At 61.2% G+C, this 25,254-nt stretch carries 23 protein-coding genes; 8 read left to right on the forward strand and 15 right to left on the reverse strand.

Annotated elements, in window-relative coordinates:
- Window positions 1-7: 7 nt before the first annotated feature.
- The 3 genes from IF199_RS08275 to IF199_RS08285 all read right to left on the reverse strand — a co-directional run bounded on the left by IF199_RS08275 (window position 8) and on the right by IF199_RS08285 (window position 2,908).
- Complete coding sequence (locus tag IF199_RS08275) at window positions 8-895, reverse strand: LysR family transcriptional regulator (protein ID WP_192560107.1); 888 nt, start codon at window positions 893-895, stop codon at window positions 8-10.
- A 21-nt stretch (window positions 896-916) separates the two neighbouring features.
- Window positions 917-1,636: an SDR family oxidoreductase gene (locus IF199_RS08280; protein ID WP_192560108.1), complete on the reverse strand. Its 720-nt coding sequence runs from the start codon at window positions 1,634-1,636 to the stop codon at window positions 917-919.
- A gap of 84 nt (window positions 1,637-1,720) precedes the next feature.
- Window positions 1,721-2,908: an MFS transporter gene (locus IF199_RS08285; protein ID WP_096822142.1), complete on the reverse strand. Its 1,188-nt coding sequence runs from the start codon at window positions 2,906-2,908 to the stop codon at window positions 1,721-1,723.
- A 243-nt stretch (window positions 2,909-3,151) separates the two neighbouring features.
- On the opposite strand from IF199_RS08285, the gene IF199_RS08290 reads away from it, so the two are divergent.
- On the forward strand, window positions 3,152-3,772 hold the full coding sequence (locus tag IF199_RS08290) for a DUF5666 domain-containing protein (RefSeq protein WP_096822141.1): 621 nt from the start codon (window positions 3,152-3,154) through the stop codon (window positions 3,770-3,772).
- Between the two features lie 53 nt (window positions 3,773-3,825).
- Here the strand turns inward: IF199_RS08290 and IF199_RS08295 are convergent, their stop codons facing one another.
- From IF199_RS08295 to gcl, 8 genes are all read right to left on the reverse strand, one after another.
- Window positions 3,826-4,824 carry a sulfate ABC transporter substrate-binding protein gene (locus IF199_RS08295; RefSeq protein WP_102620357.1) on the reverse strand — a complete coding sequence of 333 codons (999 nt, stop codon included), beginning with the start codon at window positions 4,822-4,824 and terminating at the stop codon, window positions 3,826-3,828.
- A gap of 105 nt (window positions 4,825-4,929) precedes the next feature.
- Window positions 4,930-5,754: an ion transporter gene (locus IF199_RS08300; protein ID WP_102620358.1), complete on the reverse strand. Its 825-nt coding sequence runs from the start codon at window positions 5,752-5,754 to the stop codon at window positions 4,930-4,932.
- 21 nt (window positions 5,755-5,775) lie between these two features.
- Window positions 5,776-6,690, reverse strand: coding sequence for an urea transporter (locus IF199_RS08305; RefSeq protein ID WP_192560109.1), 915 nt, complete (start codon window positions 6,688-6,690; stop codon window positions 5,776-5,778).
- A gap of 145 nt (window positions 6,691-6,835) precedes the next feature.
- A complete protein-coding gene (gene pyk / locus IF199_RS08310; RefSeq protein WP_096822137.1) occupies window positions 6,836-8,251 on the reverse strand; it encodes a pyruvate kinase in 1,416 nt (471 codons plus the stop codon).
- The gene (locus tag IF199_RS08315; RefSeq protein ID WP_096822136.1) at window positions 8,248-9,522 is read right to left on the reverse strand and encodes a glycerate kinase type-2 family protein; all 1,275 of its coding nucleotides are present in this window, start codon (window positions 9,520-9,522) and stop codon (window positions 8,248-8,250) included. The genes pyk and IF199_RS08315 overlap by 4 nt, the downstream gene beginning before the upstream one ends.
- Window positions 9,523-9,699: 177 nt before the next feature.
- On the reverse strand, window positions 9,700-10,593 hold the full coding sequence (locus IF199_RS08320; RefSeq protein WP_064594449.1) for a 2-hydroxy-3-oxopropionate reductase: 894 nt from the start codon (window positions 10,591-10,593) through the stop codon (window positions 9,700-9,702).
- Between the two features lie 42 nt (window positions 10,594-10,635).
- Entirely contained in the window at window positions 10,636-11,418 is a 783-nt protein-coding gene (hyi, locus tag IF199_RS08325; protein WP_085699396.1) for a hydroxypyruvate isomerase, read from the reverse strand.
- Between the two features lie 61 nt (window positions 11,419-11,479).
- Window positions 11,480-13,255, reverse strand: a complete 1,776-nt coding sequence (gene gcl / locus IF199_RS08330) for a glyoxylate carboligase (RefSeq protein WP_096822134.1) — start codon at window positions 13,253-13,255, stop codon at window positions 11,480-11,482.
- Between the two features lie 268 nt (window positions 13,256-13,523).
- Between gcl and IF199_RS08335 the strand changes: the two genes are divergently transcribed.
- Together IF199_RS08335 and IF199_RS08340 are read left to right on the forward strand one after the other, a co-directional pair.
- On the forward strand, window positions 13,524-13,964 hold the full coding sequence (locus IF199_RS08335) for a GlcG/HbpS family heme-binding protein (protein ID WP_085710524.1): 441 nt from the start codon (window positions 13,524-13,526) through the stop codon (window positions 13,962-13,964).
- Between the two features lie 95 nt (window positions 13,965-14,059).
- Window positions 14,060-15,130, forward strand: coding sequence for an alpha/beta hydrolase (locus IF199_RS08340; protein ID WP_192560110.1), 1,071 nt, complete (start codon window positions 14,060-14,062; stop codon window positions 15,128-15,130).
- A gap of 80 nt (window positions 15,131-15,210) precedes the next feature.
- On the opposite strand, the gene IF199_RS08345 is transcribed toward IF199_RS08340, so the two are convergent.
- Entirely contained in the window at window positions 15,211-15,816 is a 606-nt protein-coding gene (locus tag IF199_RS08345; RefSeq protein WP_096822132.1) for a TetR/AcrR family transcriptional regulator, read from the reverse strand.
- A 134-nt stretch (window positions 15,817-15,950) separates the two neighbouring features.
- Between IF199_RS08345 and IF199_RS08350 the strand changes: the two genes are divergently transcribed.
- Window positions 15,951-16,865: a DUF808 domain-containing protein gene (locus IF199_RS08350; RefSeq protein WP_192560111.1), complete on the forward strand. Its 915-nt coding sequence runs from the start codon at window positions 15,951-15,953 to the stop codon at window positions 16,863-16,865.
- Between the two features lie 64 nt (window positions 16,866-16,929).
- On the opposite strand, the gene IF199_RS08355 is transcribed toward IF199_RS08350, so the two are convergent.
- Window positions 16,930-17,718, reverse strand: a complete 789-nt coding sequence (locus IF199_RS08355) for an MlaA family lipoprotein (protein ID WP_096822130.1) — start codon at window positions 17,716-17,718, stop codon at window positions 16,930-16,932.
- Window positions 17,711-19,009, reverse strand: coding sequence for a serine/threonine protein kinase (locus IF199_RS08360; protein WP_096822129.1), 1,299 nt, complete (start codon window positions 19,007-19,009; stop codon window positions 17,711-17,713). Before IF199_RS08360 ends, IF199_RS08355 begins: the two co-directional genes overlap by 8 nt.
- A gap of 223 nt (window positions 19,010-19,232) precedes the next feature.
- Here IF199_RS08360 and IF199_RS08365 point away from each other — a divergent pair, with 223 nt between their 5' ends.
- Entirely contained in the window at window positions 19,233-19,604 is a 372-nt protein-coding gene (locus tag IF199_RS08365) for a hypothetical protein (protein ID WP_102620364.1), read from the forward strand.
- 49 nt (window positions 19,605-19,653) lie between these two features.
- On the opposite strand, the gene IF199_RS08370 is transcribed toward IF199_RS08365, so the two are convergent.
- Window positions 19,654-21,249: a glycoside hydrolase family 17 protein gene (locus IF199_RS08370; protein ID WP_192560112.1), complete on the reverse strand. Its 1,596-nt coding sequence runs from the start codon at window positions 21,247-21,249 to the stop codon at window positions 19,654-19,656.
- Window positions 21,250-21,536: 287 nt separating this feature from the next.
- On the opposite strand from IF199_RS08370, the gene IF199_RS08375 reads away from it, so the two are divergent.
- The 3 genes from IF199_RS08375 to IF199_RS08385 all read left to right on the forward strand — a co-directional run bounded on the left by IF199_RS08375 (window position 21,537) and on the right by IF199_RS08385 (window position 24,585).
- Entirely contained in the window at window positions 21,537-22,388 is an 852-nt protein-coding gene (locus IF199_RS08375) for a glycine betaine ABC transporter substrate-binding protein (protein ID WP_096822126.1), read from the forward strand.
- A gap of 230 nt (window positions 22,389-22,618) precedes the next feature.
- The gene (locus IF199_RS08380) at window positions 22,619-22,930 is read left to right on the forward strand and encodes a DUF485 domain-containing protein (RefSeq protein WP_096822125.1); all 312 of its coding nucleotides are present in this window, start codon (window positions 22,619-22,621) and stop codon (window positions 22,928-22,930) included.
- On the forward strand, window positions 22,927-24,585 hold the full coding sequence (locus IF199_RS08385; RefSeq protein WP_096822124.1) for a cation acetate symporter: 1,659 nt from the start codon (window positions 22,927-22,929) through the stop codon (window positions 24,583-24,585). Before IF199_RS08380 ends, IF199_RS08385 begins: the two co-directional genes overlap by 4 nt.
- Window positions 24,586-25,254 lie beyond the last annotated feature (669 nt).

A 25,254-nucleotide genomic window follows, 5' to 3' on the forward strand; every position in this document is an offset into this window, starting at 1 on the left:
GCTGGTTTTACGACATTTCCGCCAACACCCCCTGCACATATTCAACAAACGCCCGTGCCTTTGCGCTGGCCATCCGTCCCGTCGGAAACACCGCCCACAACTCCTGCTTCGGCAACACCCAATCGCTCATGACAGCCTTCACTGCGCCACTGGCCAGTTCCGGCGCAAACATCCACTCCGAGCCCAGCCCCAGGCCCTGATGGGCGAGAACCGCCTCACGCAAACCTTCGGCAGCACTGACGCGCAGGCGGCCATTGACGGTCACGGACTGTTCTTCGCCATCCTTGTTGAAATGCCAGGTCGCGCCACCGCCACGGTTGTAGATGACGGCGCGATGTTGAGTCAGATCGGCAGGGCAGGCGGGTTCACCGTGACTGGCGAAGTAGGCCGGAGTGCCCAGCACGACGCGCCGGCATTCGGCGATCTTGCGTACGGTCAGGCCGGAGTCGCTGAGCGGGCCCAGGCGCAGGGCAACATCGATGCCTTCTTCCACGAGGTTGATGTTCTGGTCGTCGAGCAGCAGGTCGACATTGAGCTGCGGGTGTTGATCGAGGAACGGCCCCAGGTGTGGAACCACATGCATCCGGCCGAAGGTGACGGCGGTGCTGATGCGCAGGTTGCCACTCAGGCCGCTGGCGGCGCCGCGAGCTGCATTGTCGGCCTCGTCGGCTTCTTCGAGGGTGCGTTTGGCCCGTTCGAAAAACGCCAGCCCGGCTTCGGTCGGCGTCAGGCCTCGGGTCGAACGCAACAGCAGGCGCACGGCGAGTCGGGTTTCGAGTTGGGCGATGGTTTTCGACACGGCCGGCTGACCGATATTCAGCCGCCGGGCGGCAGCGGAAAACGAGCCGGTTTCCACGACGTAGACAAAGGTTTCCATGGCGGCGAGGCGGTCCATCGGGTGTCCTTGTGCCAGTGATCAGAACGCGGCTTTGCCCACCGAGGCGCCGCCGTCGACAAACAAGGTCTGCCCGGTGATGAATCCGCTTTGCTCGGACAACAGAAAGGCAATGGCCGAAGCGATCTCTTCCGGTTGCCCGAGACGGCCCATCGGCACCCCGGCCAGATACCGCGCTTCTCCTTCGCTGCCCGGCGGGTTGTTGGCGCGAAACAGTTCGGTCTCGGTCGGCCCCGGCGCGACGGCGTTGACGGTAATCCCGGTCTGCGCCAGTTCCAGCGCCCACGAGCGCGTGAAACTGACCAGCGCCGCTTTCGCCGCCGCATACGCGGTGCGCTGAGCGATACCGAGCACGGTCAGGCTGGAAATGTTCACCACCCGACCCCAGCCGCGCGTGCGCATGCCCGGCAACAACGCCTGAGTCGCCTGCAAGGCCGAATGCAGGTTGACCCGCATCACATCGTCGAACGCATCGAGATCGATATCCCCCAACGCTTGCGGCCGCACCAGCCCGACATTGTTCACCAGTCCGTCGAACTCATAAGTGCGCGCCAGATCCGCCAGCACTTCACCGGCGAGCTTGCGATCACTCAGGTCCAGCGGAAACAGGATCCCCGGAAAGCTCAGGTCCGGCTGGCGGGCAATCCCCACCACCCGATGCCCGGCCCGATCCAGATGCTCGGCCAGCGCCCGCCCGATACCCTTGCTGGCGCCGGTGATGAGGAAGGTACGACGGGTCATGGCAACTCCTTGGGGCAGGCTGCGGCTCGGGCAGCCATTAATTGTTTGAAGATGCCGAGTGTAATGCGGATTGCTTGCGTTGATTTATGCCGTTGCCAAAACACCCTTTTGCGAAACACTCAAGAACCGCACCAGCGCCAGTAACGGGAACACGCTGCCGACGATCACGATCCACAGCCAGCCGCCGTGTTCATACACCGCGCTGGCGATCGATGAGCCGAAGGCACCGCCGATGAAGATGCTGGTCATGTACAGCGCGTTGAGGCGACCGCGGCTTTTGGCGTCGAGGGAGTAGACCGCGCGCTGGCCGAGTACCATGTTCATTTGCACGCAGAAGTCGAGCACGACGCCGGTCACGGCCAGGCCTATCACGCTGTAGGCCGGGTGGATGAAGGCGGGCAGGAAGCTCAGGCTGGCGAACAGCATGGCCAGCAGCGAGGCGACGCGAGTGTGGCCGGCGTCGGCCAGGCGTCCGCTGATCGGCGCGGCAATCGCACCGATGGCGCCGACCAGGGCGAAGATCGCGATTTCACTCTGGGACAGGCCATGGTTGCGCGCCAGTTCCAGTGGCACGGCGGTCCAGAACAAGCTGAAGGTGGCGAACATGCAGGCCTGGTAGAACGCCCGCTGACGCAGCACCGGTTGCTTGCGCAGCAGTGTCCACAACGATCCGAGCAACTGGCCGTAGGAAGCGCTGTGATCCGGTTGGCGCTTGGGCACGGTCAACGCCAGGACGACGCTGATTGCCGCCATCAACCCTGCCGCGATCATGAACATCGCCCGCCAGCCGAAATGGTCGGCGACTACGCTCGACACCGGACGCGCCAGCAGAATGCCCAACAGCAGGCCGCCCATGATTCCGCCGACGACACGTCCGCGAGATTCCTCCGGCGCCAGGTGCGCCGCCAAGGGCACCAGCACCTGCACCGACACCGAACTGAAACCCACCAGCAACGAAATCAGCAGGAACACATTGGGCTGATCGGTGAACGCCGCCCCGAGCAGACTGGCAATCGCCACCACCGTGGTGATGATCATCAAGCGGCGGTTTTCCAGCAGATCCGCCAGCGGCACCAGGAAGAACAGGCCCAGCGCATAACCGATCTGGGTCAGCGACACGATGAAACTGGCCATGGTGTCGGTCAGGCCGATGTCCGGGGCAATCAGGCCGATGATCGGCTGGGCGTAGTAGATGTTGGCAACGATGGCGCCGCAGCAGAAAGCGAACAGCAGCACCATGCCTCGGGTCATTGCGTGAGTTGTGGCGGTCATAGGGTTTCTCGATCCAGCGAAAAGGAATGCGGTGAGGCTAAGGGACGAACCGGGCCGGCGGTAGAAGCCTTGGATCGATATCAGTTATTCCGTTGCGGAATAGGTGGCGGCCGGTGAGGTGTCGTCCATCGGCGAACCTTGCGTCCGACCGGGGAGGGGCGATGATACATTCACTTACATCTTGTTCGATAGCGTGCTTATGTTGTCAGTGGATTTCCACCTGCAAACAACCGGAGGATTGCGATGTTTCGTCAGCTGCTTCGCCACACCACGACTCTTGCATTGATCGGCGTGCTCAGCGCCGGCAGCGTCTACGCCGGTGACGCCCCGGGGATGCGCATTGGCGTGCGCGGCGAAATCACCGGGGTCAGCCCCGAGTCGCTCAAGGTTCACGTCAACAGCGGTGAAAACGTGGTGGTTCAGTTGACCCCGGACACCAAGGTCCGCGCGGTTACCCTGGCCAATATCGAAGACATCAAGCCCGGCAGTTACATTGGCTCGGCAGCCATTCCCCAGGAGGATGGGACGCTCAAGGCGCTGGAGGTGCATGTCTTCCCGCCGGAGCTGGCCGGCAGCGGCGATGGCCATCGGCCGTTCGACCTGGCCAAGGGCAGCAGCATGACCAATGGCAGCGTCGGCGATCTGGTGGTGAGCAACGGCCGGGTGCTGACCGTCAACTACAAGGGCGGCCAGCAGAAGATCCTGGTGCCGGAGGATGTGCCGATCGTCAACCTGGCGCCCGGCGATCGCAGCCTGCTCAAGGTTGGCGTGAAGATCGTCACCTTCGTCACCCAGAGTGCGGACGGCACGTTGACCGCGCAATCGATCTCGGCCGGCAAGGATGGCGTGAAACCGCCGATGTGAACGCATAAAAAAGGCGACCTCTTCAGGTCGCCTTTTTCATTTCAGCTCACGCCTTACTGGCCGCTGTAGATCTGGTCGAAGATCCCGCCATCGTTGAAGTGGGTCTTCTGCACGGTGCGCCAGTCGCCGAAGGTCTTCTCGACCGACAGGAAGTCGACTTTCGGGAAGCGGTCGGTGTACTTGGCCAATACCGCCGGGTCACGTGGACGCAGGTAGTTGGCGGCGGCGATCTCCTGGCCTTCCGGCGACCACAGGTACTTCAGGTATTCCTCGGCAGCGGCGCGAGAGCCTTTCTTCTCGACGACTTTGTCGACCACCGACACCGGCGGCTCGGCTTCGGCGGAGACGCTTGGGTAGATGACTTCGAACTGGTCGCGGCCGAATTCGCGGGCGATCATTTCGGCTTCGTTCTCGAAGGTCACCAGCACGTCGCCGATCTGGTTGGTCATGAACGTGGTAGTCGCGGCGCGGCCACCGGTGTCCAGCACTGGCGCTTGCTTGAACAGCTTGCCGACGAAGTCTTTCGCCTTGTTCTCGTCACCGCCGTTTTTCAGCACATAGCCCCACGCCGACAGGTAGGTGTAGCGGCCGTTGCCCGAGGTTTTAGGGTTCGGCACGATCACCTGCACGCCGTCCTTGAGCAGGTCCGGCCAGTCTTTCAGGGCTTTCGGGTTGCCCTTGCGGACGATGAACACGGTGGCCGAAGTGAACGGCGCGCTGTTGTTCGGCAGACGGGTGACCCAGTCCTTCGGCACCAGTTGGCCGTTGTCCGCCAGGGCGTTGATGTCGGTGGCCATGTTCATGGTGATGACGTCAGCCGGCAGGCCGTCGATGACCGAGCGCGCCTGTTTGCTCGAACCGCCGAAAGACATCTGCACGGTGATGCTCTCTTTGTGTTCGGCCTGCCAGTGTTTCTGGAACGCAGCGTTGTAGTCCTTGTAGAAATCGCGCATCACGTCGTAGGAAACGTTGAGCAGGGTCGGTGCGGCTTGAGCCACGCTACCGAAGGCAAGACCAGCGGCGAGAAGTGAGGCGCCAAAGAGTTTTTTCACTGCGCATTCCTTGTTCTGTAGGGGGTGTCTTTACAAAGATGAGGCCATTTGCCAGCGACTATAGCGGGGCGCGCATAGTCGCTTAAAGATTAAAAAGAACTTTGCTTATTCCATTTTCTTGAACAGCGCATTGCCACAGCGGGAGCAGAACGACGCTTCCTGTTCATGGCTGTTTTTTGTGCACACCGGGCAGTCGTGCTGCAACTGACCCCCGCGCATGGCCGTGGCCAGTTCAGCGGTAAAAATCCCGGTGGGCACGGCGATGATCGAGTAACCAGTCACCATCACCAGCGACGAAATCACCTGGCCGAGAACGGTCTTGGGCACTATGTCGCCGTAACCCACGGTGGTCAGGGTCACGATAGCCCAATAGATGCCTTTGGGAATGCTGGTGAAACCGTGCTCCGGGCCTTCGACCACGTACATCAAGGTGCCGAACACCGTGACCAGGGTGCAGACGCTGAGCAGGAACACGAGGATTTTCTGCTTGCTGCCGCGCAGGGCATCGAGCAGGTAATGCGCCTGTTTCAGGTAGGGGCCGAGCTTGAGTACACGGAAGATCCGCAGCATCCGGATCACCCGGATGATCAGCAGGTACTGGGCATCGCTGTAATACAGCGCGAGGATGCCGGGCACGATCGCCAGCAAGTCCACTAGCCCGTAGAAACTGAAGGCGTAGCGCAGCGGCTTGGGCGAGCAGTACAGGCGCAGCAGGTACTCGCCGAGGAAGATGACCGTGAAGCCCCATTCGATGTACGCCAGCACATTGGCGTAGTTCTGGTGGACGTCGTCGATGCTGTCGAGGATCACGATCACCAGACTGGCGAAGATGATCAGCAGCAGGGTCTTGTCGAAACGGCGGCCAGCCACCGTGTCGGTCTGGAAAATGATCACGTACAGGCGATCACGCCACGTGTTGTTACCGTTCATGCAAATCGCCTTGGCCATCGATCAGCGCAGCCTAGGTTGATTCTCCCCGTTAGCGCAAGGCGCGGCGTTGATCTGCGGTTGGCGCATCAGGCGAATGCCGGTGCGCAGCAGCCAGCAGGCGAGAATGAACGGTGCCGTGAGGGTCGCCAGACCCAGGGCGCTGAACAGTGGCGTCAACAACAGCGCCAGGCCGATGCCGAACAGTGGCAACCACGGTTGCTGGCGCTGTGCGCTGAAGGCGAGGGCGGCGAGCACCGCGTTGTAGCCGCCCAGGCCCAGCAGCGCGACCTGGCTGTCGTGGTGCAACAGGCTGGAACCGAGGCCAATCACCGAAGCCGACAGCGCCCAGGCGAAGGCTCGGCGATCGGCGATCAGCAAACCGGCTGCGATCAATCCACCGGCCAACGGATGGTCGAGGAACATCACCTGACCAAAGCCTTTCAGGGCGGCACCGAGCAGGTTCAGGGTGTTCAGTTCAAGCACGGGAGACGGTGTCGATGGCTCGGCGAAACACAGGAACACCCAGCTCAGCAACACGAACGGCGCGGTGTAGGCGGGCAGGTATTCAGTGAGGCGTGCGCGTTTGAGCCACTGCTGCGTGATCATCGCGCTTAGACCACCGGCCGCCAGAATCAGCGGCGGCAGCATCGGCGACCAGGGGAAATACAGGCTCAGCAACAGGCCGACCAGCACGCCGTTGTAGCTGAACAGTCCGGCCTGGCGATCCGCCTTGGCATAGTTGCGGCGTTGCGCGGTGAGCAAACCGGCGACCGCGCCGAGCAGCGCGCCGGCGAACAGCACCGGTGCGGTGAATAAAATGGCCAAAAGGCACAGGAGTCCACACAGCGGATGGCGCTGGAGGAAGATTTGACTGAAGCCGTTGAGCAAGGCCTCGGCCCAGTCGGGGCAGTGGGTGTTGAAATGGTTGGCAGGCATGTCTGGAGAATCTGGGCAGTTGGAAAATCAAAAGGTCTTGCTTGAAGCTGTGGCGAGGGAACTCGTACCCGGTGAATGCGGTGTCTCTTGTGGAAACCGTCATGCCGAGCGACGGGAGCACGCTCCCTCGCCATACAGGTGTTACTTAAATCAATGTTTCGATCCGCAGCGAATTAGTCGACCCCGGTTGCCCAAACGGCACACCCGCGGTGATCAGCAACGTATCGCCACGCTCGGCCATTCCTTGAGCCTGAGCGATTTCCAGCGCGGTCGAGCACACCTCATCCACCTGACGCAGGCGATCATTGACCACCGAATGAATGCCCCACGCCACGCTCAAGCGGCGGGCGGTCTGCAGGTTCGGTGTCAGGTTGAGGATCGGCGCCTTTGGCCGCTCCCGCGCCGCACGCAGACTCGATGCACCGGACTCGCTGTAATTGACCAGTACCGCCACCGGCAGCACGTTGCTGATGCGACGGATCGCGCAACTGATCGCGTCGGACACGGTCGCTTCGGCTTTCGGTCGGCTGACGTCGAGTTGGGTCTGGTAATCCGGACCGTTCTCCACCTGGCGGATGATCTTGCTCATCATCTGCACGGCTTCCAGCGGGTATTCGCCGGACGCGGTTTCGGCCGACAGCATCACCGCATCGGCACCTTCGGCCACGGCATTGGCAACGTCGGTGACTTCGGCGCGGGTCGGCGCCGGGGAGAAGCGCATCGATTCGAGCATCTGCGTCGCCACCACCACCGGTTTGCCGAGTTGGCGGCATGTGGTGATGATGTTTTTCTGGATTTGCGGCACGCTCTCGGCCGGCACTTCCACGCCGAGATCACCGCGAGCCACCATGATCGCGTCGCTCAGTTCGGCGATTTCGCGCAGTTGCTCCACGGCCGACGGCTTCTCGATCTTCGCCATCAGGAACGCTTTGTCGCCGATCAGTGCGCGGGCTTCGATAATGTCCTGCGGACGCTGCACGAACGACAGCGCGACCCAGTCCACACCCAGCTCCAGACCGAAGCTCAAGTCGCGGCGATCCTTGGTGGTCAACGGGCTCAGGTCGAGCACCGCTTGCGGCACGTTCACGCCTTTGCGATCCGACAATTCGCCGCCATTGAGCACGGTGGTGTCGATCGCATCGGTGTATTTGGTGACGACGCGCAGACGTAGTTTGCCGTCATCCAGCAGCAGGTCCATCCCGGCTTCCAGCGCGGCGATGATCTCCGGATGCGGCAGGTTCACCCGGCGTTCGTCGCCCGGTGTTGCGTCCAGATCAAGGCGGAACGCCTGGCCGCGATGCAACTGAACCTTGCCGTCAGCGAACTTGCCGACCCGCAGTTTCGGCCCTTGCAGGTCCATCAGGATCCCGAGCGGATAGTTGAGCTGGCGCTCGACTTCGCGGATCCACTGATAGCGCTTGGCGTGGTCGGCGTGATCGCCGTGGCTGAAGTTGAGGCGGAAGATGTTGACCCCGGCCTCGACCAGCTCGCGGATGTCTTCGATGCCGTCGACGGCAGGCCCGAGGGTGGCGAGGATTTTGACCTTTTTATCAGGCGTCATGATTTAGAGCTCTCGAGGATCAGGATGGCGCGGAAGTCGTTGACGTTGGTGCGGGTCGGCTCGGTGACGATCAGCGCATCGAGCGCCTCGAAGTAGCCGTAACCGTTGTTGTTATCCAGCTCGTCGCTGGCGCTCAGGCCCAGGGCGGCGGCGCGGGCGTAGCTGTCCGGGGTCATGATCGCGCCGGCGTTGTCTTCCGAACCGTCGATGCCGTCGGTGTCACCGGCCAGCGCATAGACGCCGGGCTGGCCCTTGAGGCTGTCGGTGAGGCTGAGGAGGAATTCGGCGTTGCGTCCGCCACGGCCATTGCCGCGCACGGTCACCGTGGTTTCGCCGCCGGAGAGGATCACGCACGGCGCCGCCAGCGGCTGGCCGTGATGAATGATCTGGCGCGCGATGCCGGCGTGGACTTTCGCCACTTCGCGGGATTCGCCTTCCAGGTCGCCGAGGATCAGTGTGCTGAAACCGGCCTGACGGCATTTCACCGCTGCGGCATCCAGCGATTGTTGAGGGCGGGCGATCAACTGGAAGTGACTGCGGGCCAGGCTCGGATCACCGGGTTTGACGGTTTCCGATTCCGGGCTTTGCAGCCAGCTGCGCACCGATGCCGGAATCTCGATGCCGTAGCGCTTGATGATCGCCAGCGCTTCGGCGCTGGTGCTCGGGTCGGCCACGGTCGGGCCGGAGGCGATGACCGTGGCGAGGTCGCCCGGTACATCGGAAATCGCATAGGTGTAAACAGTCGCCGGCCAGCAAGCTTTGCCCAGGCGTCCGCCCTTGATCGCCGAGAGGTGCTTGCGCACGCAGTTCATCTCGCCGATGGTCGCGCCGGATTTGAGCAGGGCTTTGTTGATCGACTGTTTGTCGGCCAGGGTGATGCCTTCGGCCGGCAGCGCCAGCAGGGCAGAGCCACCGCCGGACAGCAGGAAAATCACGCGGTCGTCTTCGGTCAGGTGGCTGACCAGTTCCAGCACCCGTTTGGCCACGGCCAGGCCAGCAGCGTCCGGCACCGGATGCGCGGCTTCGACCACTTCGATTTTTTCGCACGGGGCGCCGTGACCGTAGCGGGTCACCACAAGGCCCGAGACTTCACCTTCCCAGCATCGCTCGACCACTTGCGCCATGGCGGCGGCGGCCTTGCCGGCGCCGATGACGATCACGCGACCGCTGCGATCGGCAGGCAGATGGGCTTCGAGGACCTGGTTCGGATGGGCCGCGTCGATGGCTGTGGCAAACAGCTCGCGCAGCAGTTGTTGCGGATCGACCGACATGGCGGGCTCCCAATCTTATTGTTCTTGGTTAGTGCAGGTGATCGTTCCCACGCTCTGCGTGGGAATGCCTCAATGGACGCTCTGCGTCCGCTTCGGCAGGGACGCGGAGCGTCCCGGGCTGCATTCCCACGCGGACGGTTCGACGCCTCGACGTGGGAACGAGCGACGGGGCAGGGCTTACTTCTTGTCGCGAATCGAGAAGTTGGCCATGTGTTCCAGGCCCTTGATCAGCGCCGAGTGGTCCCAGTTGCTGCCACCGATGGCCGCGCAGGTGCTGAACACTTGCTGGGCGTTGGCGGTGTTCGGCAGGTTGATGTTCAGCTCCTTGGCGCCTTGCAGGGCCAGGTTCAGGTCCTTCTGGTGCAGGCTGATGCGGAAGCCCGGATCGAAGGTGCCCTTGATCATGCGCTCGCCGTGCACTTCGAGGATCTTCGAGGACGCGAAACCACCCATCAGCGCTTCACGCACCTTGGCCGGATCGGCACCGTTTTTCGAAGCGAACAGCAGGGCTTCGGCGACGGCCTGAATGTTCAGGGCAACGATGATCTGGTTCGCCACCTTGGCGGTCTGACCGTCGCCATTGCCGCCGACCAGGGTGATGTTCTTGCCCATGGCCTGGAACAGCGGCAGTGCGCGTTCGAAGGCATCGGCGTCGCCACCGACCATGATGCTCAGGGTCGCAGCCTTGGCACCGACCTCACCACCGGACACCGGAGCGTCGAGGTATTGCGCGCCTTTCTCGTTGATCTTCGCAGCGAAAGCCTTGGTGGCGGTCGGCGAAATCGAGCTCATGTCGATCACGACCTTGCCCTTGCCGATACCAGCAGCGACGCCGTCGGCACGGAACAGCACGTCATCGACCTGCGGGGTATCCGGCACCATGACGATAATGAATTCAGCTTCCTGCGCCACTTCGCGCGGGTTGGCCAGGGCGACGGCGCCAGCGGCGACCAGGTCGGCAGGGGCGGCGTCGTGGTGCGCCGACAGGAACAGGCTGTGACCGGCTTTCTGCAGGTTCGCCGCCATTGGGTGGCCCATGATGCCGGTGCCGATAAATCCGATTTTAGCCATGAGAAATTCCTCTTGTTTTTGTCTTGCTCAAGCAAATAGGGGTCAGATCGCGTTGTGGGTCTTCAGCCAGCCGAGGCCTGCTTCAGTGGTGGTCAGCGGTTTGTACTCGCAGCCGACCCAGCCCTGATAACCGATGCGATCCAGGTGTTCGAACAGGAAGCGGTAGTTGATCTCGCCAGTGCCCGGCTCGTTGCGGCCCGGGTTGTCGGCCAGCTGCACATGGTTGATCTCGGCCAGGTGCGATTGCAGGGTGCGGGCCAGATCGCCTTCCATGATTTGCATGTGATAGATGTCGTATTGCAGGAACAGATTGGCGCTGCCGACCTGCTCGCGAATCGACAGGGCCTGTGCCGTGTTGTTCAGGTAGAAGCCCGGGATGTCGCGGGTGTTGATCGCTTCCATCACCAGTTTGATGCCGACGGCTTGCAGCTTCTCGGCGGCGTACTTGAGGTTGGCGACGAAGGTTTTTTCAACGGTAGCATCGTCCACGCCCTGCGGACGGATACCGGCCAGGCAGTTGACCTGGGTGTTGCCCAGCACCTGTGCGTAAGCGATGGCCAGATCGACCCCGGCACGGAATTCTTCGACCCGGTCCGGCAGGCACGCGATACCGCGCTCGCCCTTGGCCCAGTCACCGGCCGGCAGGTTGAACAGCACTTGGGTCAGACCGTTGGCGTCGAGTTTGGCCTTGATTTCGGCAGAGCTGAAATCGTAGGGGAACAGGTACTCGACACCGCTGAAGCCAGCCTTGGCGGCGGCGTCGAAACGGGCAAGGAAATCCTGTTCGGTGAACAGCATGGACAGGTTGGCTGCGAAACGCGGCATGGTGGTCTCCCGTTAGAGTGATCGTTCCCGCGCTCGGCGCGGGAACGAACGGCAAGCAGTTTTAATCGAGCAGCGAAATCGCCGTTGGCGCATCGTTGCCGACCAGCGCCAGGTCTTCGAATTCGTTGACGGCGTTGATCTCGGTGCCCATGGAGATGTTGGTCACACGCTCCAGAATGATCTCGACGATCACCGGCACCTTGAACTCTTCGATCATCTGTTCGGCCTTGCGCAGGGCAGGGGCGATTTCAGACGGTTCGAACACACGCAGCGCCTTGCAGCCCAGGCCTTCGGCGACTGCGACGTGGTCGACACCGTAACCATTGAGTTCCGGCGCGTTCAGGTTATCGAAGGACAGCTGCACGCAGTAGTCCATTTCGAACCCGCGCTGGGCCTGACGGATCAGCCCCAGGTACGAGTTGTTCACCACGACGTGGATGTACGGCAGATTGAACTGAGCGCCGACCGCCAGTTCCTCGATCATGAACTGGAAGTCATAGTCCCCCGACAGGGCCACGACTTTACGGTTCGGATCGGCCTTCACCACGCCCAGCGCTGCCGGAATGGTCCAGCCCAATGGGCCCGCCTGGCCGCAGTTGATCCAGTGACGCGGCTTGTAGACGTGCAGGAACTGCGCGCCGGCAATCTGCGACAGACCGATGGTGCTGACGTAGCAGGTGTCTTTGCCGAACACCTGGTTCATTTCTTCATACACGCGCTGCGGCTTGACCGGCACGTTGTCGAAGTGGGTCTTGCGTTGCAGGCTGGACTTGCGCTGCTGGCAGTCCTGCAGCCATGCACTGCGGTTTTTCAGTTTGCCGGCGGCTTGCCATTCACGAGCGACTTCGATGAATACGGTCAGCGCGGCGGCAGCGTCGGAAACGATGCCCAGGTCCGGGGTGAACACGCGCCCGATCTGGGTGCCTTCGATGTCGACGTGAATGAACTTGCGACCTTCGGTGTACACGTCGACCGAACCGGTGTGACGGTTGGCCCAGCGGTTACCGATACCCAACACCACGTCGGATTTCAGCATCGTGGCGTTGCCGTAACGGTGCGAAGTCTGCAGACCGACCATGCCGACCATCAACGGGTGATCGTCCGGAATCGTGCCCCAGCCCATCAGGGTCGGGATCACCGGGATGCCGGTCAGCTCGGCGAATTCCACCAGCAGATCGCTGGCGTCGGCGTTGATGATGCCGCCACCGGCCACCAGCAATGGACGCTCGGCCTGATCGAGCAGTGCCAGGGCCTTTTCAACCTGCACGCGGGTCGCGCTTGGCTTGGCCAGCGGCAGTGGCTGGTAGGCGTCGATGTCGAATTCGATTTCAGCCATCTGCACGTCGAACGGCAGATCGATCAGCACTGGGCCTGGACGGCCGGAGCGCATTTCAAAGAAGGCTTTCTGGAACGCGTAAGGCACTTGGCCCGGCTCCAGAACGGTGGTTGCCCACTTGGTTACTGGCTTGACGATGCTGGTGATGTCGACAGCCTGGAAGTCTTCCTTGTGCATACGGGCGCGGGGGGCTTGCCCTGTGATGCAGAGGATCGGGATCGAGTCCGCGGAGGCGCTGTACAGGCCGGTGACCATGTCGGTGCCGGCAGGGCCGGAAGTACCGATGCACACGCCGATGTTGCCGGCCTTGGTGCGGGTGTAGCCCTCGGCCATGTGCGAGGCGCCTTCAACGTGGCGAGCAAGGACGTGATCGATGCCACCGACTTTCTGCAGGGCGGAATACAGCGGGTTGATTGCAGCGCCCGGAATGCCAAAAGCGGTATCAACCCCTTCACGGCGCATCACCAGAACGGCGGCTTCGATTGCTCTCATTTTGCTCATGGTTTTGTGCCTCTTTACGTTTTGTAATTGTATACAAGTGGCTTTGCGCAGAGTGTATTCACGGCGGACGGCGCAGGTCAATCCATTTTCTCAAGCGGCTGTTTCATTCGTCGGAAGCCTGTTCTGCTGTGGCTTTTCGTCGCATGGAGCGCTTTTCGAGAATTATTGTATACAAAAAAATAATTCATTGTGTTCTATTTGTTGCATCGGGCTGCGGCACAAACGCGCAGCCCAACGGCTTTCCCAATAACAAAATGAGGACGGCACCATGAGCGCTTTAACCTTGAAAGTCGCAGTCAACCTGGTCAACGAAGCCATCAGCGCAGGGCGGGCAATCTCCGCCGCGCCGCTGACCATTGCAGTACTGGACACCGGCGGCCACCTGGTCACCTTGCAACGCGAAGACGGCGCCAGCCTGCTGCGCCCGAACATCGCCATCGGCAAAGCCTGGGGCGCCATCGCTCTGGGCAAGGGCTCACGCCTGCTGGCGCTGGACGCGCAACAACGTCCGGCCTTCATCGCTGCACTCAACAGCATGGGGCAGGGCAGCGTCGTGCCGGCACCGGGTGGTGTGTTGATTCGTGATCAGGCGGGGAACGTGCTGGGAGCGATCGGCATCAGCGGCGATCTGTCGGATGTCGATGAGCAAGTGGCGATCAAGGCTGTGGAGGCCCTGGATCTGCGGGCGGATGCGGGGGTGGCGGCCTGACGGGAACTGAATCACCCCGGTTGGTATTGAGGTGATGACGAATCGGGGTGGCGTCGATAGACTGCCGCCCCGTTTTTGTATCAAGGAAGATCAGCGTGAAGACGCTACTTGGCTTTTCTCTGGCCACGGCCATGACCCTCATCACTCCCTTTCTGCACGCCGCCGAACCGCTGGACGCCGAAGACATCGCGTTCCAGGCGCTGAGTCCGGTGGTCACCGCGCTGATCAATGCCGACGATGTTCCTGAATTGATGGCGCGGGCCGAGAAGCTCGAAGACACCGATACCTTGCAGGCCATTGCGGTTTATCTGGCGGCCACTCGTGAAGACCCCAAGCAGATGCTCGCGCCTTATCAGGTTGCCGCGCTGTTTGCCCGCCGTGGTGACGACAAACTGGCCTTGCGCTTCCTGCAAGAGGCTGACGATCGTGGCATGTGGTTCGGCCCATTGCTGGCCGGCGACGAGGATTTCTCCGACCTGCGCGAGACCGCCACCTACAAAGCCGTATTGGCCAGTGCGCAGCAGCGCTACAAGACCATCGCGCCCGGCAAGGTCGGCGCCATTTCAGTGCTCAACCCGTCGGCGGATATTCCCGCGCCCAAGGCGTGCCGTCCGGTGGTGGTCTGGCTGCACGGCTACGGTATCAACGGCGAGCTCGACGAGAGCTACCAACCACTCGCTGATACCGGGGCCATTATCCTTGGCATCAACGGTACCGAGATGATCAATGCGGTGGACAGCTTCCGCTGGATCGGCCCGGGCTTTGAAGGCACCCATAAAACGGTGCAGAACGGCTTGAAGCAATTGGAGGCGCAGCAATGCATCGATCGCAAGCACGTCTACCTGATGGGCTTCTCTCAAGGTTCACAACACGCGGGCGCCTTGCTGGCGCAACATCCGGATGACTACGCAGGTGCTCTGTTGCTGTCACCTGGCGGCCGACAGCCGACACCGACGGTGAGCAAGGCGCACGGCAAAAGGGTGTTTGTGATCAACGGCAAGATGGAAGGCGCGGGCAATCAGCAGATGGCCACGGATTTCCGCAAACTGTTCAGTGACGGCAACGAAGTCAAATCCCGTACCCATGAAGGCGGGCATTCCTTCCCGGACGACTGGAGCACCTCCTTGCCGCAAGCGCTGCGCTGGTTGATGGGTAGCGACGCCTGAAACAAAAAATCGCAGGTCTGGCCACGTCTTCAGGACGCTTTGGCCAGGCCTGCGATTTTTTTTGCGTGTGTGTCGCGCTGTCAGTCCGGTTCGCAGCCCTTGAGGACCAACCGGATGATGGTTTGCGCCGCGGCTTCATAGTCGGCTTCGTCGAGCTTTTCCTTGCCGGTCACGGCGGAGATCTGCCAGTCGAAGTCGGCGTAGGTCTGGGTTGCGGCCCAAATGCTGAACATCAGGTGGTTGGGGTCGATCGGGGCGATCTGGCCGCGGTCGATCCAGCTCTGGATGCAGTCGATGTTGTGCTTGGCCTGGCTATTCAGTTGCTCGACCAGGTCGGCGCTCAGGTGCGGGGCGCCGTGCATGATTTCGCTGGCGAACACCTTCGAGGCAAACGGCAGATCGCGGGAGATGCGGATCTTCGAGCGGATGTAGCCGCTCAGCACTTCGCTCGGTACGCCGTCCGGGTTGAACGGGGTCGAGGCCTGCAGGATCGGCACGATGATGCTTTCCAGAACCTCGCGGTAGAGGTTTTCCTTGGACTTGAAGTAGTAGTAGACGTTGGGCTTGGGCAATCCCGCCTTGGCGGCGATGTCGCTGGTTTTGGTCGCAGCGAAGCCCTTGTCGGCGAACTCCTCACTGGCGGCACGCAGGATCAGTTCTTTGTTGCGCTCGCGGATTGTGCTCATAAACCCGGTGGTTCCTTGCCTGTACTGGCGGTTGCGCATGGTAGCACCGGCCTCGCGCGGCGCTCAACAATGCCCCGTGTGGTCTGCAGTCGCGGTATGCTGCGCGGCATTATTCACATAAGGAAACAAGATTCATGGCAGGAAGCAGTTTGCTGGTGCTGATCGACGACATCGCCACCGTTCTGGATGATGTGGCGTTGATGAGCAAAATGGCCGCCAAGAAGACCGCCGGGGTGCTCGGCGATGACTTGGCGCTCAATGCCCAGCAGGTCTCGGGCGTGCGCGCCGAGCGGGAAATTCCCGTGGTGTGGGCGGTGGCCAAGGGCTCGTTCGTCAACAAGCTGATCCTGGTGCCGTCGGCGCTGGCCATCAGTGCCTTTGTGCCGTGGCTGGTGACGCCGCTGTTGATGGTCGGCGGCGCGTATCTGTGCTTCGAGGGCTTCGAGAAACTCGCGCACCCGCTGCTGCACGGCAAGGATGAAGATCAGGCCGAACATGCGCAGTTGACCGAAGCGGTGGCCGATCCTGCAACCGATCTGGTGGCCTACGAGAAGGACAAGATCAAAGGCGCAATCCGCACCGACTTCATCCTCTCGGCGGAAATCATTGCCATCACCCTCGGCACCGTGGCCGAGGCTTCGCTGACCCAGCAAGTGATCGTGATGTCGGGTATCGCCATCGTCATGACCGTGGGCGTTTATGGCCTGGTGGCCGGCATCGTCAAACTCGATGACCTCGGCCTGTGGCTGACCCAGAATCCTGGCGCTGCGGCGAAACGCATCGGCAACGCGATCCTGCGCGCCGCGCCTTACATGATGAAAGGCCTGTCGGTGATCGGCACGGCGGCGATGTTCCTGGTTGGCGGCGGCATCCTGACCCACGGCGTACCGGTGGTGCATCACTGGATCGAGAGCATGGGGGCTGCGGCGGGCAGCGTAGGGTTTGCTGTACCCGTGTTGCTCAATGGCGTGGCGGGGGTTGTCGCGGGTGCGGTGGTGCTGGCTGTTGTATCGGTCATCGGCAAGCTCTGGAAAGCGCTGAAGGGCTGATCTTCTGCTCAATGAAAAAGGCCATTCGATTCGCATCGAATGGCCTTTTTTGTGGCTGCCGGTTTTACTCGGCGATCTGCAGTTTGCGCGATTCGGTGTACACGTAGCGCACCTTCTCGTACTCGAACGGCGAGTTCATCTGACCGTAGCGGAAGTGGGTCTGATAGCGCTTGTCGACTGCACGCAGCGCCCAGATTTCCGGGTGGTTTTCGCTGACTTTCGACACGTTCAGGTAGTTGATCGCCGATTCGGCGGTGTAGTCCACGGCGAGGCCGGCGGTGTCGCGGATGTTTGACGGGCCGAGGATCGGCAGCACGAAGTAGGCGCCGCCCGGTACGCCGTAGAAGCCCAGGGTCTGGCCGAAGTCTTCGCTCTGGCGCGGCAGGCCCATGGCGGTGGCCGGGTCCCACAGGCCGGCGATGCCGATGGTGGTGTTGAGCAGCAGGCGCGCGGTGGTTTCCATCGAACGCTTGCCCTTGAACTGCAACAGGCTGTTGACCAGGTTCGGCACGTCGCCGAGGTTGTTGAAGAAGTTGCTCACGCCGGAACGCACGAAACCGGGTGTGACGTAGCGATAGCCGTCGACCACCGGCAGGAACACCCATTGGTCGAAGCGGTAGTTGAAGTGGTAGACCCGACGGTTCCACGACTCCAATGGGTCATACACGTTCAGCGCGTTGAGCGTCGAGCGCTCGAACTCGCGCTGGTCCAGCCCTGGGTTGAACTTGAGTTTGGACAGCGGCTCCTTGAAGCCGTCACTGTCGACTACCACGGGTGCGTTGGCTTTGCTGTTGTCGGCCTGGGCCACGCCTGCACAGAGTAACGCTGCAAACAGCAGGAGATATTTAGCCACGGAAGAACTCCAGCATGGCGTCGCTGTTGACGCGGTAGTTAAGGTTGCCGCAATGGCCGCCCAGTGGATAAACCGTCAGGCGATCGCCGAAGGTCTTGCGCAGGAAGCCGAGGTCGCCCGGGCCGAGGATCACGTCGTCGGCGTTGTGCATCACGGCGATTTTCGGGCTGTCGTGCAGGTAATCCTTGAGGGCATACAGGCTGACCTGATCGATCAGTTGCAGCAGGCTGCCGCCATCGGTGCGGGCGCGCCACATCGGGATCACCTGTTCGGTGAGGTAGCAGTCGAAGTCACATTGCAGCGCACGCTTGAGGAACGGCGTGAGGCTGGTGCCTTCGGTGATCGGGAATTTCGGCGGGGTGATCAGGCCGCGACGGTTGATCAGGTCCGAGGTGAAGGCAATGTCCGCCGCCGAGAAGCGGAACGAGGTGCCGATCAGCATCGCCATCTGCTCGTTGCTCAGGTGCTGCTTGGACTGTTGGAAGTCATAGAGCAGGGCATCGTTGAGATCGATGTAGCCTTTCTGCTGGAAGTAACGGGTCAGCTTGCCCAGCACCAGTTCATAGAACGTGGTGCTGTTGTTGATGCCCTTGACCTCGGTCTGCACCAGCTTGTCGAGGTTGGTGACCGAGGTGTAGAGGTTGACCGGCGGGTTCAGCAACAGGACTTTCTTGAAGTTGAAGCTGCGACGGGTTTCGTCCAGGTGGGCGACGAATGCTGCGTCCAGCGCACCGAGGCTGTAGCCGCTGAGGTAATAGTCGGTGACCGGCAGTTTCGGGTTCTGCGCACGCACGGCCTGCATCACCCGGTACATGTCTTCGGCGTCTTCCTTGGTCACGCCGGGGGTGGCGAAACGCGAGGCAGCGCTCATGAAGTCGAAACTGGTCGGGGAGGACAACTGCACCACGTGGTAGCCGGCCTTGTAGTAGAGCTTTTTCAGGTATTCGTTGAGGGTGCTGTCATAGCGTGCGCCGGTGCCGGCGATCAGGAAGATCAGCGGGGCGGCCTTGTCCTGGGTGGCGATGCGATACGTCAGTTTTTTCACCGGCCAGAAATTGTCCGGCAGGATGAATTCGCGTTCCGGGCGCAGGGTGACGCTGCGGTCGGTCTGATTGATGTCGTCGTCCGACGGCAACTCCGGACGCAGGTCCGGCGGCGTGGTGGCGATGGTCGCTTCGAACGGGTTGGTCAGGGGATAGCCATAACTGGCGGCGTCGATATCCACCGCCAGCGCGGACGCACTCAGAATAAGGCCGCCCAGCAGGGCGACGAAGCGCAAGGATCGGAGCATGACTGAATCCCTTAAAGGAAGGTGCCGAATGAGGTTCGCAGGCTATGACCACTGGGTTTGCGCCAAAGTGCCACGCATCGGCACCAATCAGACGGAATTCGGGGTAATAGTAGCCGGACGATACACTTTGCACGGATTGAATGACCAGTTAAGAGTTGTTAGTTCTTGCACACGGCTGGCAGGCGATTAAGCTGGCCGCCGATTTCATCGTTTGGAGTGTTCCATGTCCCGCCGCTTGCCCGTGATTCTGCTGCTCGTTCTTTTGCCGTTATGGCTGGCCGCCAGTTATGGCGCGCGTTTTGGCTTCATGGAGGACGCGCAGTGGGTGGGCATCTGCGTGGATGAAGCGAGTCGTTGGGAGTGCTCGGTGCGCTCGAACCTTGGCCTGATGATTCATTTCCAGATGCTGGGCTGGGCGGCGATCGCGGCTGCGGTGATCGGTTTTGTCGTGCCGGGGCGGGCAGGGTGGTGGCTGGCGGTGCTGGCGCTGGTGTTCGGGTTTCCGGCGCTGGCTTTGTACAACACCACGCTGGCGGTGTTTGCGGTAGTGATTGCCGGGTTGCGGCTGGTGCGGGAATCGCGCGACGCCAGGTAGTCATGCATCGCGGGCTCGCCCGCGATGCAGTACTTTCAGGTGCTGAAGGTCAGCCTTTGCGAACCCGCAGGCAGCGCCATAGCGCGGCCACCATCAGCACACTGACCAGCGCCCAGCCCCAGGCCTGCTGATTCTGCAGACCTTCACGGTACAACTGCGGCGCAATGCACGCACCGATGATGAAGGTCAGCAGGGCAATCTCCCGGCGGGCCACCGGCACCGGGCGGCACAGGTAAACCAGTGCCGGCAGAATGAACGCCGCACTCGCAAAACTGCGATAGCGTGGATCGAACACCATCTCCAGCGCCATCACCGCACCCGCGAAACCGACGGCAGCGGCCAGCCAGCCGGCGTGTCGTTCGAAGGCGTTGAAGGCGCGCTCACGCCAGCTGTTGCGGGCGCTCAAGGTCAGCGCGGCGTGTGCCAGCACCAGCAAATTCAACGCAGTCAGCAAACCGACCCACACCCATTCGCTGGCGAACCGCGTGGTCAGCCATGCCAGATTGCCCCAGGCGCCGATCGAGCACGCGGCGAGGGCGCCGAGCAATGGCAGCACCAACGCTGAGCGTGTGGTGCGAACCCGACCGCCAAGCATCAACGTGCCGACAAAGATCAGACCACCGAGCGCCAGCCAGCGCGACCAGTCGGGTACGTTCGACACCGGCCCGGCCAGTACGCCTTTGTCCTGACGATCGGCATCGAACAGTCCCCAGTAACCGCCGACCGCGCCTTCGCTGCCGCGCTTCCACGGCTGGTCGAACGCTTCGATCAGGTTGTAATGCCAGCCCTGCTGTTCGGCGAGGGTGACAAAACCACGAATGAACTTGGCTTCGTTGACCCTGCTCGGCAACGCGGTCTCACGCTGACGGCCTTCGCTCGGCCAGCCGGTTTCGCCAATCATCACGTCCTTGGGCGCGAACTTGTTGCCGAACACCTGACGCACTTCCGCTACGTGTTGCAGGGCGGCGTCGATGTTCGACGGATCATCTTCCCAGTACGGCAGCAAGTGAATGGTCAGGAAATCCACCGCCGGCGCAACTTCCGGGTGCTTGAGCCAGAACTCCCAGACATCGGCGTAGGTCACTGGCTGCTTGATATGGCGCTTGACCTTGTTGATCAGCTTCGCCAATTGCGCCCCGGTGACCTCCTTGCGCAGCAACGCTTCGTTGCCGACGATCACCGCGCTGACCACATCCGGGTTGGCGTTGGCCGAGGCGATCAGCAGATCGACTTCTTTCTCGGTGTCCACCGGATTGCTGTTGACCCAAGCGCCGATCATCAGCTTCAAACCATGCTTGCGCGCCAGATCAGGCAGGGCTTCGAGGCCGGTCATGGAATAGGTGCGGATGCATTCGAAACGAGTCGCGAGCAGGGCGAGATCGGCGTCCATGCGCTCCGGGCGCAGTTTGAACGGTACGTCGAACGGCGACTGATCCTTGTCGAACGGGGTGTAGGAGGCGCACTGCAACTTGTGGGTCGGGGTGGCGACGTCCGGCAGGATCACCGGTTTGCCGAGGCCGTACCAGAAGCCGCAAAGCGCAAACAGGCCAAGCAGGCAGGCGAACAGATAAGGAAGAAAAGGGAAGCGGGAGGATGCGGACATGGTCAGGCCGAGTGGCTGCAAAGCGACGCATGTTACCTGCATTTATAGAGGGGTTGGTGGCCCGCATGATTTTGACATGCAAAGTTTGGGCGGATTGTCTGGCGCCAATTATTCAGGCGCAGTTAATGGCTTTCTGATGTCGTTTCTCGTTGCTTCGAGGTCGCTGGCAGAGCAGGTCGCTGAGTGCGTCAGGTTGATGATCGAACTCATCAGTACTCCGCTGATGTTCGAACGAGTTTGCGGTCAGGCGTGATGGGGGCGCTGTGCACCATAACAATACGTTGACGATGCCCGGCATCCGTCGGGCGCAGCATTTCGGGGAAGTAACGATGAAGATGCGACGACTTTTAGGCGCAGGTGCCGCTCTGGTGCTTGCGATGAGCTCCACTTTCGCCAGCGCTGAAAAACAGACCCTGAACATCGGTTACGTTGACGGCTGGTCCGACAGCGTGGCGACCACCCACGTGGCGGCCGAAGTGATCAAACAGAAACTCGGCTATGACGTGAAGCTCCAGGCCGTCGCTACCGGGATCATGTGGCAGGGCGTTGCCACCGGCAAACTCGACGCCATGCTGTCGGCCTGGCTGCCCGTGACCCACGGTGAATACTGGACGAAGAACAAGGATCTGGTCGTCGATTACGGCCCGAACTTCAAGGACGCGAAAATCGGCCTGATCGTGCCGGAGTACGTCAAAGCCAAGACCATTGAAGACCTGAAGACCGACGACAGCTTCAAGAAGCGCATCGTCGGCATCGACGCCGGTTCAGGCGTGATGCTCAAGACCGATCAGGCGATCAAGGATTACGACCTGACCGGCTATCAACTCAAGGCCAGTTCCGGCGCCGGCATGATTGCCGAGTTGACCCGTGCCGAGAAAAAGAACGAATCCATTGCCGTGACCGGTTGGGTGCCGCACTGGATGTTCGCCAAGTGGAAACTGCGCTTCCTCGACGACCCGAAAGGCGTGTATGGCGCGGCTGAAACCGTGAACAGCATCGGCAGCAAGGAACTGGCGACCAAGGCGCCGGAAGTAGCCAAGTTCCTGAAGAACTTCCAGTGGGCTTCGAAAGACGAAATCGGCGAAGTCATGCTGGCGATTCAGGACGGTGCCAAACCTGACGCAGCGGCCAAGGATTGGGTGGCCAAACACCCGGATCGCGTGGCTGACTGGACCAAGTAATATAAGTCGAAGCGTCTAGTCTGCGCTTCCCAGGGCCGCCCGGCATCACCGCCGGGCGGCCTTTTTTATGGCGCTTCTTTTTATAGGGGAAGTGGACCGTTTTCGGGTGGTCTGGAAATTGGCAAAAACGCCATGGCGTTCTACTACTAAGGTCGTCTGGAAGCCGGCTCGCAGCCGCATAGAGTGGCTATGTTCCAAAAATAAAAATCTGTGCTGCGAGGATAAAAACAATGAACGACAGCATTTACCTCTCTATTCAGAACAGCCCGCGCTTCAAGGAGCTGGTGAAAAAAAGGGAAAGGTTCGCCTGGATACTCTCGGCGATCATGCTAGGGCTCTACTCCGGATTCATCCTTCTGATCGCGTACGGGCCGCAAGTGCTCGGGACCAAAATCAGTGCCGGTTCATCGATCACCTGGGGCATCCCCATCGGTGTCGGGCTGATTGTCTCGGCCTTCGTCCTGACCGGTATCTATGTACGCCGCGCCAATGGCGAGTTCGACGACCTGAACAATGCGATTCTCAAGGAGGCTCAGCAATGATCCGGCGTCTACTGGCTCTTTTGAGCATCGCAGCGTTCGCTCCAGCCGCCTGGGCCGCTGACGCCCTGACCGGCGAAGTCCACAAACAACCGCTCAACGTTTCCGCGATCGTCATGTTCGTGGTGTTCGTCGGCGCGACCCTGTGCATCACCTACTGGGCCTCCAAACGCAACAAGTCGGCTGCCGATTACTATGCGGCAGGCGGCAAAATCACCGGTTTCCAGAACGGTCTGGCGATTGCCGGTGACTACATGTCGGCGGCGTCCTTCCTGGGGATTTCCGCGCTGGTGTTCACTTCCGGTTACGACGGCCTGATCTACTCGATCGGCTTCCTGGTGGGCTGGCCGATCATTCTGTTCCTGATCGCCGAACGTCTGCGCAACCTGGGTAAATACACCTTTGCCGACGTGGCGTCCTACCGCCTCGGGCAAACCCAGATCCGCACGCTGTCGGCCTGCGGCTCGCTGGTGGTGGTGGCGTTCTATCTGATCGCGCAAATGGTCGGTGCCGGCAAGCTGATCCAGCTGCTGTTCGGTCTCGACTACCACGTTGCGGTGATTCTGGTCGGTATCCTGATGTGCCTCTACGTGCTGTTCGGCGGCATGCTGGCGACCACCTGGGTGCAGATCATCAAGGCCGTGCTGTTGCTGTCCGGTGCCTCGTTCATGGCGCTGATGGTGATGAAGCACGTCAACTTCGACTTCAACACCCTGTTCTCCGAAGCCATCAAGGTTCACGCCAAGGGCGAAGCGATCATGAGCCCCGGCGGTCTGGTGAAAGACCCGATCTCGGCGTTCTCCCTCGGTCTGGCACTGATGTTCGGTACCGCTGGCCTGCCACACATCCTGATGCGCTTCTTCACCGTGAGCGATGCGAAAGAAGCCCGTAAGAGCGTGCTGTACGCGACTGGCTTCATCGGCTACTTCTACATCCTGACCTTCATCATCGGCTTCGGCGCGATCCTGCTGGTCAGCACCAACCCGGCGTTCAAGGATGCAGCGGGCGCTCTGCTCGGCGGCAACAACATGGCGGCGGTGCACTTGGCCAACGCCGTGGGCGGCAGCATCTTCCTCGGCTTCATCTCGGCGGTGGCGTTTGCAACCATTCTCGCGGTAGTGGCGGGTCTGACCCTGGCTGGTGCTTCGGCGGTGTCTCACGACCTGTACGCCAGCGTGATCAAGAAAGGCAAAGCCAACGACAAGGATGAGATTCGCGTTTCGAAGATCACCACCATCGCACTGGGCATCCTGGCCATCGGCCTGGGCATTCTGTTCGAAAGCCAGAACATTGCGTTCATGGTCGGCCTGGCGTTCTCCATCGCGGCGAGCTGCAACTTCCCGGTGCTGCTGCTTTCGATGTACTGGAAGAAGCTGACCACTCGTGGCGCGATGATTGGCGGCTGGCTGGGTCTGGTGAGTGCGGTGGGGCTGATGATTCTTGGCCCGACCATCTGGGTGCAGATTCTGCATCACGAGAAGGCGATTTTCCCTTACGAGTATCCGGCGCTGTTTTCGATGATCATTGCGTTTATCGGGATCTGGTTCTTCTCTGTTACCGATAAATCGGCGGCGGCAGAGAATGAGCGTGCGCTGTTCTTCCCGCAGTTTGTGCGTTCGCAGACGGGGTTGGGGGCTAGTGGGGCGGTTTCGCACTGAGGCTTTTTGTGTAGGTTGAGTTGAATGGAAATGCCCTGGTCGAGAGATTGGGGCATTTTTTATTGAGTACATATCCGTTGCTTCGGGTGCTGCCGCTGGCGGTTTCGCTCTTACAGCGAGTCACTTTTGACAAACGCCTCAAAAGTAACCAAAAAGTCTAAGCCCCGGCGTACGGCACTTCGCTTAGGCTCAGTGTTCCCTCGCTACGGTGTCCATCAGGGGGCATCGCCTACGGTTTGCTTCGCTGCACCTCCTCTCGATGTATGCGGCTTCGCCGCACGGCGCTGCGCGCCTACCCCCTGATGAACACCTCCGCTCGGCCTGCCGAAGGGGCAAAAAATCAAAAGCCAGAGCCAGAGCAAAAGCCAGATCAAAAGCCCCTCACCACGATGAGCGTTAGCTCAAGTACCGCTTTTGATCTCAAGGCCCGTCGGCAGGCTGAGTGGAGGGATTGATTCGGGGTGGGAGCGCAGCGACCGTTTGGCGAAGCCAAACACATCGAGAGGAGGTGCAGCGAAGCAAACCGGAGGCGATGCCCCCGGATCGATCCCGGAGCGAAGGGACCCCGAGCCTCAGCGAGGGGCCGTACGTCAGGGTGAAGCCTTTTGGGTTACCTTTTCGGCGTTTGGAAAAGGTGACTCGCCGTAAGGGCGAAACCCTAAGAAGCCG

Source organism: Pseudomonas allokribbensis (assembly GCF_014863605.1).
In the GTDB taxonomy this organism is placed as follows: domain Bacteria; phylum Pseudomonadota; class Gammaproteobacteria; order Pseudomonadales; family Pseudomonadaceae; genus Aquipseudomonas; species Aquipseudomonas allokribbensis.